Here is a 16,522-nt window from a genome sequence, read left to right as displayed (position 1 = left end):
TCATCAGTACCAGCTAAGTAAATTACCAATATACTTATAATTTATAAAATCTCTGATGCGTGAAGAATTTGATTTTGTTGCGGTTGGTGGCTGATTTTATTTAAAAATTGAAATCCGTAGGACATAACCCTATATCAGGTATGCCTGCGCAAAGCCTGACAGGCTGCCGGCGCGAATGGCCCGGCGGGTTCCGATATCCCAGGGCGCGTTTCAAAACCTGACATCGTTGCGATAGCGACCGTTCCACCTGATTTGCTGGCGCAGCTACCGACCTCAGATCGAACTGATCTTAGCGGCATACCCATGAGGTATCATGACGGTAGAACATCTAGGCGTGCAGCCCGCAGCAAAGCCGTGGGGCCGTCGTGAACTGAAGCCGTGGAGCCAGTCGGACGGCACGACTGTCATTGGCGAGCTGCGCTACGCGCGCAACGGTCCAGACCGTGACGCTTCTGCACTGCTGCTCAAGTTGCTGTTCACGTCTCAGGCGCTGTCGATCCAGGTTCATCCGGATGACGCGGCCGCGCAGGGAGTCGGCATGAGGAACGGCAAGACGGAAGCCTGGTACGTCCTTTCTGCTGACGACGGCGCCGAAGTGGGGATCGGGTTGAAAACGCCCGTGTCCACGGAGGTGTTGCGTGACGCCATATCCGACGGTTCGATCGGTGGCCTGCTCAACTGGCAAAAAGCCTATGCGGGCGATGCGTTCTTCGTCCCTGCCGGAACCATCCACGCGATCGGTGCGGGGCTCGTCATTGCCGAAATCCAGCAGGCGAGTGACACGACATACCGTCTTTTCGACTATGGAAGCGCGCGTGAACTCCATATCGAACAGGCAGTTTCCGTGGCGCAGCTGGGACCGGCACCGCGCCAGGAACCGATGCGTCATCTGACGAAAGAGAGAACGCTACTCGTCTCCTGCGACTTCTTCGTGCTTGAGCGGGTGACACTTGCTGCAAACACGCTGTGGCAACTCAGGGCCGAAAGCGAATGCTGGCTCCTTCTCCTTGCGGGCGAAGCGTCGATAGGATCAATGCCGCTGAAGCTTGGTGATGCCGCTTTCCTGGAAGCGGAAGACGCATCGATACAAGTCGGTGCTGCTCCGATCACAGCTTTGCTCGCCTATGCCGGCGACGACGCCCGGGAAAATCTGCTGCGCGAAGTCGGTCCGCTCCGGGACATGCCGGATCCCAACACGACGACCATTGTTCAACCCTTAGCGGACGTTCCAGCGTTCCCTTCAACGGAGACGCTGTCATGACCCAGACCAGGAAAATCGCTTTCGTCGGCAACTCGCTGCCGCGCCGCTGCGGCATCGCGACCTTCACGACGGATCTTGAGCAAGCGGTATCGAAAACCTCGGCAAACGTCGAAACGGCGATTGTTGCCATGACGGATCATGGCCAGGTGTATGACTATCCGCACAGCGTCCATCTGCAGATCGCGGACGACGACCTTGCGGAATATGTCGCAGCCGCGAAATACCTGAACGCTGAGAAATTCGATATCGTCTGCCTCCAGCACGAGTTCGGCATCTTCGGAGGCAATGACGGAAGTCATATCCTGGCGCTGTTGTCACGGCTGACGATGCCTGTCGTAACGACGTTGCATACGGTCCTTGCCGAACCGACACCATCTCAGCGCCGGGTCTTCAACAATATCGTCGATATCTCGTCGAAGGTGGTGGTGATGGCCGCGCGGGGGCGCGAGCTGCTGCAGGAAGTCTATGATGTGCCGGCGGAGAAAATCGAGTTCGTCCCGCACGGAATCCCGGAAATCGCCTTCAGCGAGCCGGACGAGGCGAAGACGAAACTCGGTTTTGAGGGGCGATCCGTTATCCTGACGTTCGGCCTGTTGTCACCCAACAAGGGCATCGAGGTCATGATCGACGCGATGCCGGTGATCCTGCAGAGCAGGCCGGACGCAGTCTACGTCGTGCTTGGCGCGACCCACCCGAATCTTGTGCGGACCGAGGGCGAGACGTATCGACAGTCGCTCGTAGCGCGTGCGGAGGATCTCGGCATCGAAGACCATGTGGTCTTCCTCGACCGTTTCGTCGACCTGCCGACCCTCCTCGACTTCATTTCGATGTGCGACGTCTACGCGACGCCTTATCTCAACGAAGCCCAGATGACCTCAGGCACGCTTGCTTACAGTTTCGGGCTCGGCAAAGCCGTTGTATCGACCCCGTACTGGCACGCGAGCGAGCTCCTTGCGGATGGCTCCGGCGTTCTCGTACCGTTCGGCGATTCCGAGGCGATCGGTCAGAAAATCGCAGCATTGCTGACCGACGATGACAGTCGCAACGCGATACGCCGTCGGGCCTATGCCGCCAGTCGCTCGATGACCTGGCAGCGCACGGGCCAGCGATACCTCTCGCTGTTTGAGGCGGTCATCCAGCCAAAAATCCGGCCCGGTGCTGTCCCGCCAGTTGGCCGCAAGCCGTCGGCCCTCGGCTCGCCCGGTGTGCCCGAGCTCCAGTTCGCGTACCTCTTGTCGATGTGTGACGACACCGGACTATTCCAGCATGCCGTCCATTCTGTCCCGGACCGGTCGCATGGTTACTGCGTCGACGACAATGCCAGGGCGCTGCTGCTTTCAGTCACTCTCATGGCCTCCGGCGAAACCCAGTTGCCCGATATCCTGACCACGCGGTTTGCGTCCTTTGTCCAGCATGCGTGGAACCCGGATCAAAAGCACTTTCGCAATTTCATGGGTTTTGACCGGCGATGGCTGGAAGACAAGGGCTCGGAAGACAGCCATGGCCGCACGCTGTGGGCGCTTGGACAGTGCGCGCTCAACGACACCAGTTCGGCGAGACGCAACTGGGCTGCCGATCTGTTTGCCGAAGCCTTGCCGACAGCAGTCGATTTCACCTCTCCTCGCGCCTGGGCATTCACGTTGCTGGGATTGGACGGATATTGCGCGGCCCGGCGCCACGACATCAATGCGCGACGGATTCGGTCCACTTTTGCAGATCGGCTGATGGCGCTTTTTTCGCATGTGGCCACACCGGATCGGCCGTGGTTTGAAGAGGGGTTGTCCTATGACAACGCCCGTCTTCCGCAAGCTCTGATCCTTGCGGGTCTGGCCGCTGAGAAGCCAACCCATATCTCCGCTGGCCTGCAGAGCCTGCGCTGGCTGATGACGATGCAGACTGCACGGACAGGGCATTTCCGCCCGGTCGGTTCGGATGGTTTCGGTGATGTCGGCTTGCCGCCACAGCATTTCGACCAGCAGCCGGTCGAGGCGGCCGCAACCATCTCTGCCTGCCTGACGGCCTGGCATGCCGAGAAACGCCCCGAATGGCAAAGCAATGCGCGGATGGCGTTGGACTGGTTTACGGGTGCCAATGATCTTTCCCTCCCGCTCGTGGACATCGACACCGGAAGTTGTCGCGATGGGCTGCATCGCGCACGCCCCAACGAGAACAGGGGGGCCGAGTCCGTGCTCGCTTACCTCTTAGGCCTCGTCGAATACCGCAGGATCGTGCGAAGCGGCAGTCAATCGGCAACCTCCTCCCAATTGCACGCTCTGAGTGCCTGAACCCGAATTCCGTTCAAATGAAATGAGATCGCTTTGTCAAAAGCCGTTGTTGTCAACCGCCAATCGCTCTTCCTGCGACCCGATTCCTCGCGCGTGGTCGTGCGTCCGTTCAAGCCCGCCACCGAACCCCGGGATCTGAATCCGACGGATAAAACCCGGGCGAACCTTATTGTCGATCGGGTGCTGGCGTTGGAGCCGCAGGCCGCCGATCTTCTTCTTGCGGACGTGCTCGAGAATTTTGAGGGCCGCCACCGTAACCTCCTGGCGACATTCGAAGCACGCGCGAAGGAGATGGAAGAAGCCTTTGCGCCGCACACGGTTTTCAGCCCGACGCAGCGACAGCTGATCGGGGCCTACTTCCTCAACGAATATTCGTTTGAAGCCTCGGCACTGTTCAACCCCAGTATCGTCGCTCACCCGGACCAATCGGGCGTGCCGGAGGGTAGCCGCCGGTTTGTCTTGAGCCTGCGCGCCGTCGGCGAGGGGCATGTCTCCTCGTTGACGTTCCGCACGGGACTGATCGCGCCCGATGGCGGCGTGGATATAGAACCGACTGCACGGCTTGCATCCACCCCAACGATCCAAACGCCGCTGTCCGGCTCATCGGATGAGAGCGTCGAACTCAGTTTCAGCGCCGACCAGCATATCAGCGAACGCGTCATTTTTCCGGTGACACCAGCTCAGTCGAACGGCATCGAAGATGCACGCTTTGTCGAATTCGAGACGGAGGAGAATGAGGAAAAGACGTTCTATGCGACCTATACCGCTTACAGCGGCAAGGCCATCCGGTCGGAGTTACTGCAGACCAGCGACTTCATCTCGTTCAAGATGACGCCGTTGACCGGCACGGCGGCGATGAACAAAGGGATGGCGCTGTTTCCGCGGAAGATTGATGGTCGCTACGCGATGATCGGTCGGCAGGACAACGAAAATCTCTACCTGATCTATTCCGACGACCTGCACGAATGGAACGGCGGCCAAGCGATCCTGCGCCCCAAATTTCCCTGGGAGTTCGTGCAGATGGGAAATTGCGGATCCCCAATCGAGCTCGACGAAGGATGGTTGCTGCTCACACACGGTGTGGGCCCGGTCCGTCGGTATGCGATCGGGGCCGCACTTCTCGACAAGAAGGATCCCTCGAAGGTTCTCGCCCGGTCACGCGATCCGCTCGTTCGTCCGGAAAAGTCGGAACGTGAGGGGTACGTCCCGAACGTCGTCTACACATGCGGTGGAATGCGGCACGGTGAGTTGATCATCTTGCCATACGCAGTCTGCGATACGGTTTCCAACTTCTCGACGATCAGGATTTCGGAGCTGCTGCAGACTCTGGACGGGTGACACGTTGAATGAAAAACGGCGGGGACCAAAGTCCCCGCCGCCGACTGAATTAACGCGACTTCTTGTAAAGCTTTTCTGCGATCTCGAACATTTCTTCCGGCGCGTAATCCGGTGTGAATGCCGAGGGAACGCCGGTCAACTGATGGATCTTGCCACCGTCGGGCATGCCATCGATCACTTCGAGTTCGCCCGGAGGATCGTTCGGAAGAGCGACTTCGCCATTCCCCCAGATGCCAGCCATTTCCTTGTAGTCGTTCGGGCTGAACGTGTAGAGCCGGCGATGCGAACCCTCATCCAGGTATTTCTGGCATTCCGGGATCTTGGAAAGCGGAATGTTCGGCGTCGGCAGGAACTTTTCGATTTCAACGCCGGTGATTTTCTTCAGCGCCAATGCGTAGGCATGGGCGTGAACCGAACCGCGCACGAGAAGATAGCCGCAGACTTCGCGACCCGTCGGGTCCGTCAACGTTTCGTAGACGCGCAGCTTGTGCAGTCGGGCACCGCATTCCAGATGGAAATTGTGCAAGAGATCGACGACGACATTGCCCGTGCTGGTGATGAAATCGTTATTCCACGATACGCCGTTGCTGTTGATCGGAGCCGCTCCACCGCCACCGGACAGAAAAGCCGCGGCCAACCGCATATCCTTCATATCCTCGAAGGGTGCGCCCGAAATATCGCCGCCGTCGCCTTCGTCGCCCCCTGGAATGTCCGGGCCGTTGTTGAGCATTCCAACGCCATTGCTGACAAGCTCGACATGGCCAAGTTCTTCTGCAGTGATACTGGCAACAAGGCTGTAGAACGGCTTCAGTTTTTCCTTGGACCGAAAGTTGAAGCTCTGAAACATGTAGTTTCCAAGCGTCGACATTTCTCCATATTTCCCGCCAAGCAATTCCTGGAGTGCTGCGGCAGCATTGGGGTCAGCACGTTTCGGTGCCGGCAGGTTTGCCTGCAGCTGATCAACTCGCATGAACATTGAGGTATTCCTTTGGTTGTAGGTCTCGTCCCAACCACCGGGCAAGATGCTTGTTCCCCGGAAATATTACTCATGCTCAGAATTAACCGTCGAAGGTGATTATGTTGCTTTTGTTCCAATATTTCGTGTTGTCCGACGATTTTGACGGAACTTGAATGAGGCGAAACTGTTAACGGCGCACTCACGCGTCTGTGAGGCGCTTTAAGGATCACCATCATGGTAACACCAGTCACAACCCATCTACCGCACGAAACCACTCATGGCGTCTCAGTCAATGCGACGTCGGCACTGAACAAAGTATCCTGGGGAGCAATCTTTGCAGGCGTCGTCATCGCGCTTGCAGTGCAGTTCCTGCTCAATCTTCTCGGCGTCGGTCTTGGTGCCGCGGTGCTTGATCCGGTCACCTCCGACAACCCGACTGCCAGCACCTTCTCAATCGCCGGCGGCATCTGGTTTGTCATCGCCGGGATCATTGCGGCCTTCGTCGGCGGCTACGTCTCGAGCCGCCTGTCCGGCCGACCGAGCAACTCGACGGGCGGTTACCATGGTCTGACGACCTGGGCTGTTACAACGCTCGTGGTCCTCTACATGCTGACAACCTCGATCGGCGCTCTCGTCGGCGGCGCATTCAGCGGCCTGTCGAGCGTCATCGGTGGCGTTGGCCAGACGGCAGCAACGGCTGCGTCGACCGCAGCGCCTGCAATTGCCAATTCCGCCAACCCGATGGCCGGTATCGAGCAGCAGATCCGCAGCACAACCGGTAACGATCCGCAGGCTCTCCAGAACGCTGCAGTTGCCGCTGTTCAGGCAGCCGTAACCGGCGACCAGGCAAAGGCAGAAGATGCCCGCAACCGTGCCGCTGAAGCAATTGCCCGCTCGCAGAACATCCCGGTCGAACAGGCTCGCCAGCAGGTTCAGCAGTATGAGGCAACGTACCGCGAGAACGTCGAAGCTGCAAAGCAGCAGGCACTCGAAGCCGCAGAAGCCACGGCAACTGCCGTATCTGCTGGTGCAATCCTTGGCTTCATCGCCCTGGCACTCGGTGCAATCGCCGGCTGGGTCGGTGGCAGCTTCGGTACGAAGAAGAACGTGGTCGTAACGGAGACTGTCGGTCGCCGCACGGTCTGATCTGACAAGCAAAACAACGAGCCCGCGCCAACGGTAGATGCCGATGGCGCGGGTTTTTTCATGCGAACAATGTCTGCTCGAAGTCGTGGCGCAGATCGTCCTCGCCAGCGCATCCGCTGGTAACGAGTGCAGAAGGCTTGGTCCTCACTGCAGAATCGAGATCTCCTCACCATCGATACGCAGAACTGTCAGTTTTCCGGAATAGACTGCTCCGGTATCGATCCCGATGCGACCGATCCCATAATCAGGATCTTCCTGCGGCGTATGCCCGTGGACGACGATGAGATGTGGAAGTTCAGGCCCTTGCTTGAGGAACGCCCCGCGGATCCACATCATATCCTCATCGCGCTGCTCTTCGATGGGTATGGCTGGTGCCACGCCCGCATGAACGAACAGGACTTGGCCGGCCTTGAGGCTGACAGGCAGATCCATAAGAAATGATCGGTGCGTTTCAGGTACCGCCTCCTGCAAGACGTGCATGAGAGACGCGCCGCTACCTTTGCGGCGGAGGCTCAGATGCTGCAGATCCACGCCGTAGGATGCGAGCGTCTTGTCGCCGCCCATTTCCAGCCAGTGCATGTACGCTTCGGGACGCTCCAGAAAGCGCAGGAACAGATCGTCGTGGTTGCCGCAAAGCGTCACGCGTTTCAAACCGAGAGCGCCGGGGCTCGAGAGATGTTCGAGCACCTGCGCCGATGCGGGTCCACGATCGACGTAATCGCCGAGGAGAACAACGAGCCCGGGGCGTCCCAATCGCCTCATGTCATCCGCGATGACGGCTTCAGCCCTTTTCAGCAGGTCAAGACAGCCGTGAACATCGCCGATCGCGTAGAGCGGGTAGGGTAACGGTTCGCTTCCAAGGTCGAGCCTTCGCCTGCGCTGCTCGCCAAGTTGCGGTGAGGCGCGCAAGGTCAACCAGCGGATCATCTTTCGCATGCGCCGTAATCCCCGTTCGAAATCCGCCAGGGATTACGGTCGCTTTGAAGGTTCTTGCTTGTCCCGCTCAAGGCAACACCGCCATGTGCCGGATCCCGGGTTCAGATGCTCTTGCCCACACCCGTATAGGCAAAGCCGTGTGCTTCAACTTCCTGAGCGCGATAGACATTGCGCAAGTCGACGAGAACCGGCGTTTTCATGATGGACTTCAGGCGGTCGAGGTCGAGGGCTCGGAACGCATTCCACTCGGTCACGAGCACGGCGACATCGGCACCTTCAGCTGCTTCATAGGGTCCCGCTGCGAACTCGATGTCCATCATCTGCTTGGCATTTGCCATGCCTTCGGGGTCATAGCCGGACACGATCGCGCCGGCATCCTGCAAAGCCTGAACGACGGCGATTGCCGGGCTGTCGCGCATGTCGTCGGTATTCGGTTTGAAGGTAAGGCCGAACAGAGCGACTTTCTTGCCGCGCACATCGCCACCGGCAGCGGCGATCACCTTGCGGCCCATGGCACGCTTGCGGCTGTCGTTGACAGCAATCGTGGTCTCGATCAGACGCACGGGTGCGTCAAAGTCCTGTGCGGTCTTTGCCAGCGCCAGCGTGTCCTTTGGAAAGCAGGATCCGCCATAGCCCGGACCTGCGTGCAGGAATTTCGATCCGATGCGACCGTCGAGGCCGATCCCGCGCGAGACGTCCTGAACGTCGGCTCCGACCTTCTCGCAAAGGTCCGCCATCTCGTTGATGAAGGTGATCTTCATGGCGAGAAAACCATTGGCGGCATATTTGATCAGTTCGGATGTGCGGCGTGATGTAAACAGCAGCGGCGACTGGTTGATGAACAGCGGCCGGTAGACCTCGGTCATCACAGCCTTGGCACGGTCATCCGAGAGGCCGACAACGATGCGGTCCGGACGTTTGAAGTCATCGATCGCTGCCCCTTCGCGCAGGAATTCCGGGTTGGAGACAACGGCGACATCCGCATCCGGATTGGCTTCCCGGATGATCCGCTCGACTTCGTCGCCGGTGCCGACAGGCACGGTGGACTTCGTCACGACGACGGTAAAGCCCTTGATCGAAGCTGCGATCTCTTTTGCGGCAGCATAGACGTAACCGAGGTCGGCATGACCATCGCCACGACGCGAGGGGGTGCCAACAGCGATGAAGATGACGTCGGCTTCGCTGACAGCCGGCGCAAGCTCGGTCGTGAAGGAAAGACGGCCGGACCTGGCGTTGCTTTCGACCAAGGCATCAAGGCCGGGCTCGAAGATCGGGATGACGCCATTCTTCAGGGCATCGATCTTTTCCGCGGCCTTGTCGACGCAGATCACGTCATGGCCGAAATCTGCAAAACACGCTCCGGACACAAGCCCGACATAGCCCGATCCAACCATTACGATACGCATGAAATCTCCTGAGAATTGGGTCGCTTATATTTGCGCAAGTTAAAATGTAGTAGGTCAGGCTAAAGATTGTCGATGTAAATTGATTCCAAGCATTCCTTACATGCCTCCTTATGTTTTCTTGCAAGCAAAAGGCAAAGGGTTTGCTGCGTTATAGTTACCCCCGATGACAAGTTTTTTCTCTTCCGCGCAGTGAAGTTCATATTCGCGAAATTGCATCTGCAAATACGAGGCATCAGGGTGTAGCGAGAGCCATCAGCATGTCGTGGTTTTGGGGCGAGAGCGGTATGCCATGTGCGAGGGCAGCCTTTCGAGTGTTATGTCTCCGCTCCCCGGGAAGACGATCTTGACCGGCATCGAGGACAAGGTCGCAGATCTGCGCAACACGGTCGGCAAAGGCGTGATTGCCGCCCCGCTCGGGATCGATAACCACAAAAAACTGGCCCGTGAATGGCGTCTGCGCACCCTTGTGGCCACTCCAGTCGAACTCACCTGAAAAATAGCCGCCGGTCAGGGCCGCACTGAGGATTTCTATCATCAACGCGATCGAATTGCCTTTATGCCCGCCGAATGGCAGCAGCGCACCGCCGTCAAGAATTGCCTTCGGGTCGGTTGTCGGTTCTCCGTTGCGGTCGACACCCATGCCGGGCTTCAGGTCATGCCCGGCGCGTGCCGCGATCTGCACGTCGCCGTGAGCGATCGCAGAAGATGCCTGATCGAATACGAATGGAGCAGAGCCCGCGCGCGGCGAGGCGAAGGCAATCGGGTTGGTGCCAAACACCGCCTTGTGGCCACCGTGCGGTACAACACATGCCATGCTGTTGACGACGCTCAGGGCGACAAGCCCCTCATCCGCAAACGGTTCGACATCCGGCCAAAGCGCGCTGAAGTGATGCGAGCGACGGATAGCAAGGACCGCAACGCCGTTGGCTTTGACTTTTTCGATCAGGTGGGACCGCGCGGCGAAGAACGCCGGCTGGGTAAATCCGCCCTTGGCATCGACGCGGAGAAAGGCCGGGGCGACGTCCTCCACCTCCGGCACGGCTTTGCCATCGACCCAGCCGCTCTTCAGAGAGGATACATATCCCGGCATGCGGAAAATCCCGTGACTCAAAGAGCCATCCCGCTCACAGCCGGCACAGTTTTCGGCAAGGATCTGGGCATTTGGCTCAGATACGCCGTTGCGAACGAAAATCGTCTTCAGCAAAGCGACCAGATCGTCAAAGCCGATATGGATGGCGGCACTTTCTGTCATGTTCTCTCCTGCGTAGCCGTTCCGCTCGGTATCTAGATGTCGCTTCAGTCGGCGCGAGAATAGCCGCAGACGCCGCGCTTTCAATCCCGGTGATGAGAAGTTCCGCGACGGACCACCATAAATCGGAGCCCCTTATCACGACGATAGATATTTCCTATCAAGCCATGCTGTTCTGCCGCTTGATCAAATCGTCCCCGCGACAAATAGATGCAGCATGGATACAGGATTTATCGGTAAAAAATCGTCGGCCGCAGGCGGCTGGGGCGCATTGAAAAGCTGCGGAAAGCAGCTTCTGAACAGCGGCTCGCCGCTGTCCGGTGCAAGGGCAATGCTGAAGGCCAATCAGCCTGACGGTTTCGACTGTCCCGGCTGCGCCTGGGGCGATCCGGAGCATGGCTCCTCGTTCGAATTTTGCGAGAACGGCGTGAAGGCCGTCTCGTGGGAGGCGACCGAAAAACGCGCAACACCGGCATTCTTTGCTGCCCATACCGTTTCCGAGCTGCGCCGTCAGTCCGACTATGAGCTTGAGCTCAACGGTCGTCTCACTCATCCGATGCGTTACGACGCGGCAAGCGATCGCTACCTCCCGGTCACATGGCAGGACGCGTTCGCCGAGATCGGCGACATTCTCAAGGGATTCGACAGCCCAGACCGCGCTGAATTCTACACGTCCGGCCGCGCCAGCAACGAAGCGGCATTCCTCTACCAGCTGTTCGTGCGCGCCTACGGCACCAATAATTTCCCCGACTGTTCCAACATGTGCCATGAGGCGAGCGGCGTGGCTCTTCGCCAGTCGATCGGCGTCGGCAAGGGAACGGTCCTGCTCGAGGATTTCGAGAAGGCCGACGCGATCTTCGTGATTGGCCAGAACCCGGGTACCAACCATCCGCGCATGCTGGGGGACCTCAGGCGCGCCGCAGTCCGCGGTGCCCAGATCGTCGTCTTCAACCCGGTCAAGGAGCGCGGTCTGGAGCGGTTCTCGGACCCGCAGGACAAGCTGCAGATGCTGCGTGGCGGCGCGACCGATATCGCCAGCGACTATCTTCAGCCGCAACTGGGCGGCGACATGGCCGCCGTGCGTGGGATGTCGAAAGCGGTTCTGGCCGCGGAAGCAGCAGCTGTTGCAGCCGGCCGTCCGTCCGTGCTCGATCACGCGTTTATCGCCGAACACTGCGAAGGCTTCGACGCCTATCTGGCCGCGGTCGAGGCAACCAGCTGGGATGAGATCATCTCGCAGTCTGGCCTGACCCGCGAAGCGATCGAACGCGCTGCAGACGTCTACATGCAGGCAGAGCGCGTCATCTGCACCTGGGCCATGGGTATTACCCAGCATCTGCACTCGGTCGCGACCATTCGCGAAATCTCGAACTTCATGTTCCTGCGCGGCAATGTCGGCAAGCCGGGAGCCGGACTGTGCCCTGTGCGCGGTCATTCCAATGTTCAGGGCGACCGGACGGTCGGTATCAACGAAAAGCCTCCGGCTGCCTTCCTCGACGCGCTCGAGAAAGAATTCGGGTTCGCGGTGCCGCGCGCCAATGGTCATAACGTGATCGCCGCAATTGGCGCGATGCTGGATGGTTCCGCACAGGCGTTCATCGGGCTCGGCGGCAATTTTGCCCGCGCCACGCCCGATAGCGCATTGGTCGAGCAGGCGCTTCGCAAGCTCAAACTCACCGTGCATGTCGCAACCAAGCCCAACCATTCTCATCTGATGCCGGGCGATGTCTCGTTCATCCTGCCCTGCCTTGGCCGCACCGAGATCGATCTTAACTCTGCCGGCAATTCGCAGCTCGTCAGCGTCGAGGATTCGATGAGCATGGTGCATGGCTCGGCCGGCATCAACAGGCCTGCCTCGCCGCATCTTCTCTCGGAAGTCGCGATCGTTGCCGGCATGGCCGCGTCCACCGTCGGCTCGGACACGATCAACTGGGCGGCTCTGGCCGACGATTACGACCTGATCCGCAAGCATATCGAGGCGACCATTCCGGGCTTTGAGGATTTCAACGCGCGTCTGCGCAAGCCGCGCGGCTTCCACCTGCGCAACACGGCTGCCCATCGCGAGTGGGTCACCCCGACGGGCAAGGCATCCTTCTCTGATATCGCCCTGCCGTCCGAGACTGTTAATCAGGCCGCCCTTAAGCGGCACGATCACTTTGCGCTGCAGACGTTCCGCTCGCATGACCAGTACAACACGACGGTTTACGGTCTCGACGATCGCTATCGTGGCGTTTACGGCGAAAGACAGGTCATCTTCATGCACCCTGATGACGTAAAGGCGCTGTCCGCAAAGGCTGGGGAACGCGTCGACGTCGTCTGCGAGTACACTGACGGCATCGCCCGCGTTGCATCTGATTTCCGCCTTGTTCCCTACGACATTCCGCGGGGCAGCATCGCCGGCTATTACCCCGAACTGAATGTTCTCGTGCCGATCGGAAGCGCGGGCGAAGAGAGCGATACGCCCACATCCAAATCGGTGATGGTCTCCGTTCGCCGTCGCGAGGCGGCGTGACGGGCAACCCGCCGGATCCAGACCGGTTTATAGCGCTCACTGCTAGGCTGCAGCAGCAGGATCCCCGCCTCAGCGGCATTCAGGCGGGGATGATCATTGCCCTCGATCTCGATGTTGCCAGGGACAGCCGCAGCTTTTCGCGGCTGTTCGGCATCGAGCATTCGATCGTGCTGCGTGAACTGACGGACATTCCGGGTGCCTGGCTTCAGGTCACCAGCAAGGACGAACGCACGCTCAGGACATTTTACCGCCGGCCTGACGACGGGGCGACTGTTCCCGTCGAATAAAAAGCTTTGGTGGAGGCGGTTGCAACCTCCTTCCCGCGCTGACCTTCGGTGCGGGTATGAAGACGTCATGTCTCACCATGGTCCCATTGCTAATAAGGTGCTGCAATCGAAGTCCGGGTGATCGAGCCCGGGCTTCTGTGCGTCGGTGACTGGTATCCACACGGCAACGTCCGTCGCCTCCATCTCTCGCATCGCTCAATGGCGGGACATTGCCCTGCCGTGCACTTTGAGTTCGTTCGTCTTGTATCCCCCGACGTTCGCCAACCTCGTTGCTGATGCTCTCCCTAAGTGCTGTGCTAGCTGGCGAGTTGTCTCGACCTTGCGACGCTTGTTGTCGCCGCAATGGCACTTTCTGCGTCTAGCTTCGTTTCTGTTGCGATCTTGACTGAGGTTGTGTTCCTGAAAGTCGTGACAGTCAGATCTGTGCATTGCAGCAACGAGTGAAAGGGCTGTCGGCGCTGTCGATGGTGCGTTGCTCGTGACCGCGAGGATTGTGCGTTGCAACTAACTTCTTGCGGTTGCAGAGGTTTTTCCGCAGGGACCTGGAACTTATCTCATTTGTAAGAAAGTGATGACCCGCCTCTTGAAGCTTGCATCGCATCGACCAAATGATGGCCGTCACTGAGAAGTTTGAGTTTGTCATGCCCGCATTTATGGAAAAGACCTTCGGCCCCACGGAACTTGAAGTCCTCGATATCGTACTCGAGAATTGGCGAGCGAAGTATCATCTCGAGAGGAGCGATCCGGACGTCAGTATCGCGGCTGCGGTCATGATCAACCTCTTCCGGGAAGGCAATCACACGATTCCGGAACTGGAAACAGCGCTTGCCGGCCACAAAGCGCTCGCCGATCTCATTTCATGACGCTTGCCGCTTGCATCGGTCGGAGCCTGGCGTGATGATGGACGTAATGTTCCTCTGAGCCGGTAAATCGCCTGATGCCCTACCAGACCACGATCGAGCAGACGGTCTTTCGTTTCCGTGATCTGAAGGATCTCTTGGCCAAGGCGACGCCCGAGCGGTCTGGTGACCAGCTTGCGGGGGTGGCGGCAGAGGGTCCGGTAGAGCGGCTTGCGGCGCAGATCACACTCGCAGACCTGCCGCTTGAGGCATTCCTCTCCGAGGAGCTGATCGCGGCCGAGACCGACGAGGTCTCGCAACTGATTGCCGACCAGCACGACCTTTCGGCATTCGCACCGATCTCGTCGCTGACGGTCGGCGAGTTCCGCGAATGGCTGTTGAAGCCCGAGACGGGGCAGCGTCAGCTGGAGGCAATCACGTTCGGCCTGACGCCTGAAATGGTGGCAGCGGTCTCCAAGATCATGCGTGTTCAGGACCTGATCTCGGTTGCGGCCAAACGCGAGGTCGTGACACGCTTTCGCTCGACGATCGGTCTTTCGGGCCGGCTTTCGACCCGCAACCAGCCCAATCATCCAACGGATGACTCGCGCGGTATCGCAGCGTCCGCCGTCGACGGTCTACTGATGGGGTCGGGCGATGCAGTGATCGGCGTCAATCCTGCAACCGATAGCATTGAGGATTACGTCCGGATCGTCTCCCTGCTCGATGAGTTGCGCTCCCGTCTGTCGATCCCTACCCAGACCTGCTGCCTCGGCCATGTCACGACGGCCATCCGGGCAATCGAGCAACAGGCTCCTGTCGATCTGGTATTCCAGTCGATCGCCGGCTCGCAAAAGGCAAACGAAGGTTTCGGTGTCAATCTGGCGATGCTAAAGGAAGCCCATGACGCGGCGCGGGCTCTCAAACGCGGCCCTGTTGATGCGAACCTGATGTATTTCGAAACCGGACAGGGTGCGGCGCTTTCCGCCGATGCGCATTTCGGTGTGGATCAGCAGACGATGGAAGTGCGCGCCTATGCGGTTGCTCGGGCGTTCGATCCACTTCTGGTCAACACGGTCGTCGGCTTTATCGGACCCGAATATCTCTTCAACGGCAAGCAAATCATCCGCGCCGGGTTGGAGGACCACTTCTGCGGCAAGCTCATGGGTCTGCCGATGGGGGTCGACGTCTGCTACACAAACCATGCGGATGCTGACCAGGAAGACATGGATACGCTCCTGACCCTGCTCTGTGCCGCCAATGTGAACTTCGTCATCACCGTGCCAGGCGCTGACGATATCATGCTCAATTACCAGTCTCTGTCGCACCACGACGCCGTTTACTGCCGCGAGACTCTAAAACGCCCGCCTGCACCGGAATTCGAAGCATGGTTGAACGAGATGGGGCTCACCGATCCGGCAGGCTATTTGAAGGACGATCCGGTGCGGCTGACCCGGCACCTGTCCGAGCTTGCTCTTCTTGGAGCCTCGGCATGACGGATCGCGATCAGCCTGTCCCGGTGGAAGACACCGAAAAGCGCAGCCTCGATCTCAGGTCGATGACCGCGGCCCGGGTATCGCTCGGACGCTTCGGCGCCGGTCAGCCGACAAAGGTGCAACTCGCGTTCCTGATGGATCACGCACGGGCTCGCGAGGCGGTGTGGAGCGGGATGGATCGCCATGGCCTTTCGCAGCGTCTGAAGTCGATGGGCCTTGGCGCAATCGAGGTCGCAAGCCTTGCGGAAGATCGCGGAACATACGTCCGTCGCCCGGATCTTGGCCGGCAACTTTCCGGACCGTCTGTCGATTTGCTTCGTTCGGTGAGACCCGAAAGCGGCGACAATTTCGATGTGGTCATCGTTGTCGCCGATGGGTTGTCGTCCAATGCGGTGGAAATCAACGCAACGCCGCTGATCGAGGCGCTTCAAACACGCTTGAAGGAATTCAATCTTTCCCTGGCGCCGATCGTTCTGGCTGAAAATGCGCGGGTTGCGCTGGCAGACCCGGTCGGCGAGGCACTGGGTGCCAAGCTATCGATCATTCTGATCGGGGAGCGACCGGGGCTTTCGGCAGCCGACAGTCTCGGCGCCTATGTCACCTACGAACCGAGGTCAGGCACGCCCGATTCCCGACGCAACTGCATATCGAACATCCGCGACGGCGGGATGTCGATTGCCAGCGCGGCCGATGCGATCTCGGCTCTGGTCAAGGCAATGCTGCAGACCGGTATAAGCGGCGTTGCGCTGCGCGACGCAGCAGCGCTCCTGGGTTAGGCCACATATCAAAAGGGCGGCACCTTAGAAAGG

Annotated in this window: 13 protein-coding genes; 9 read left to right on the top strand and 4 right to left on the bottom strand. The window is 59.3% G+C overall.

Annotated elements, in window-relative coordinates; all coding sequences use genetic code 11:
* Window positions 1-313: 313 nt before the first annotated feature.
* From ACQY1J_RS03545 to ACQY1J_RS03535, 3 genes are read left to right on the top strand one after another with little or no spacing between them, the layout of a single operon-like run.
* The gene (locus ACQY1J_RS03545) at window positions 314-1,261 is read left to right on the top strand and encodes a class I mannose-6-phosphate isomerase (RefSeq protein ID WP_430249399.1); all 948 of its coding nucleotides are present in this window, start codon (window positions 314-316) and stop codon (window positions 1,259-1,261) included.
* Window positions 1,258-3,546 (top strand): glycosyltransferase family 4 protein, encoded by a 2,289-nt coding sequence (locus ACQY1J_RS03540; protein ID WP_430249398.1) that lies wholly within the window; start codon window positions 1,258-1,260, stop codon window positions 3,544-3,546. The genes ACQY1J_RS03545 and ACQY1J_RS03540 overlap by 4 nt, the downstream gene beginning before the upstream one ends.
* A gap of 33 nt (window positions 3,547-3,579) precedes the next feature.
* Window positions 3,580-4,884 carry a glycoside hydrolase family 130 protein gene (locus ACQY1J_RS03535; protein WP_430249397.1) on the top strand — a complete coding sequence of 435 codons (1,305 nt, stop codon included), beginning with the start codon at window positions 3,580-3,582 and terminating at the stop codon, window positions 4,882-4,884.
* Window positions 4,885-4,933: 49 nt separating this feature from the next.
* On the opposite strand, the gene ACQY1J_RS03530 is transcribed toward ACQY1J_RS03535, so the two are convergent.
* A complete protein-coding gene (locus tag ACQY1J_RS03530) occupies window positions 4,934-5,860 on the bottom strand; it encodes a manganese catalase family protein (RefSeq protein ID WP_113110092.1) in 927 nt (308 codons plus the stop codon).
* 216 nt (window positions 5,861-6,076) lie between these two features.
* Between ACQY1J_RS03530 and ACQY1J_RS03525 the strand changes: the two genes are divergently transcribed.
* Window positions 6,077-6,988, top strand: coding sequence for a hypothetical protein (locus ACQY1J_RS03525; RefSeq protein ID WP_062576535.1), 912 nt, complete (start codon window positions 6,077-6,079; stop codon window positions 6,986-6,988).
* Window positions 6,989-7,132: 144 nt separating this feature from the next.
* Here the strand turns inward: ACQY1J_RS03525 and ACQY1J_RS03520 are convergent, their stop codons facing one another.
* From ACQY1J_RS03520 to ACQY1J_RS03510, 3 genes are all read right to left on the bottom strand, one after another.
* Window positions 7,133-7,924: a metallophosphoesterase family protein gene (locus ACQY1J_RS03520; protein ID WP_430249396.1), complete on the bottom strand. Its 792-nt coding sequence runs from the start codon at window positions 7,922-7,924 to the stop codon at window positions 7,133-7,135.
* Window positions 7,925-8,025: 101 nt separating this feature from the next.
* Window positions 8,026-9,330: a UDP-glucose dehydrogenase family protein gene (locus ACQY1J_RS03515; protein WP_062458806.1), complete on the bottom strand. Its 1,305-nt coding sequence runs from the start codon at window positions 9,328-9,330 to the stop codon at window positions 8,026-8,028.
* A 232-nt stretch (window positions 9,331-9,562) separates the two neighbouring features.
* Entirely contained in the window at window positions 9,563-10,582 is a 1,020-nt protein-coding gene (locus tag ACQY1J_RS03510) for an Ldh family oxidoreductase (protein ID WP_430249395.1), read from the bottom strand.
* A gap of 214 nt (window positions 10,583-10,796) precedes the next feature.
* On the opposite strand from ACQY1J_RS03510, the gene ACQY1J_RS03505 reads away from it, so the two are divergent.
* The 5 genes from ACQY1J_RS03505 to eutC all read left to right on the top strand — a co-directional run bounded on the left by ACQY1J_RS03505 (window position 10,797) and on the right by eutC (window position 16,489).
* Window positions 10,797-13,091 (top strand): FdhF/YdeP family oxidoreductase, encoded by a 2,295-nt coding sequence (locus tag ACQY1J_RS03505; protein WP_430249394.1) that lies wholly within the window; start codon window positions 10,797-10,799, stop codon window positions 13,089-13,091.
* The gene (locus tag ACQY1J_RS03500; protein WP_430249393.1) at window positions 13,088-13,378 is read left to right on the top strand and encodes a hypothetical protein; all 291 of its coding nucleotides are present in this window, start codon (window positions 13,088-13,090) and stop codon (window positions 13,376-13,378) included. Before ACQY1J_RS03505 ends, ACQY1J_RS03500 begins: the two co-directional genes overlap by 4 nt.
* Window positions 13,379-13,986: 608 nt before the next feature.
* A complete protein-coding gene (locus ACQY1J_RS03495; RefSeq protein ID WP_244631534.1) occupies window positions 13,987-14,241 on the top strand; it encodes a hypothetical protein in 255 nt (84 codons plus the stop codon).
* 74 nt (window positions 14,242-14,315) lie between these two features.
* Entirely contained in the window at window positions 14,316-15,713 is a 1,398-nt protein-coding gene (locus ACQY1J_RS03490) for an ethanolamine ammonia-lyase subunit EutB (protein WP_430249392.1), read from the top strand.
* Entirely contained in the window at window positions 15,710-16,489 is a 780-nt protein-coding gene (eutC, locus tag ACQY1J_RS03485; RefSeq protein ID WP_430249390.1) for an ethanolamine ammonia-lyase subunit EutC, read from the top strand. Before ACQY1J_RS03490 ends, eutC begins: the two co-directional genes overlap by 4 nt.
* Window positions 16,490-16,522 lie beyond the last annotated feature (33 nt).

This window comes from Neorhizobium sp. DAR64860/K0K1 (assembly GCF_050500205.1).
In the GTDB taxonomy this organism is placed as follows: Bacteria; Pseudomonadota; Alphaproteobacteria; order Rhizobiales; family Rhizobiaceae; genus Neorhizobium; species Neorhizobium soli.
This window is presented reverse-complemented; position numbering and strand designations above follow the sequence as displayed.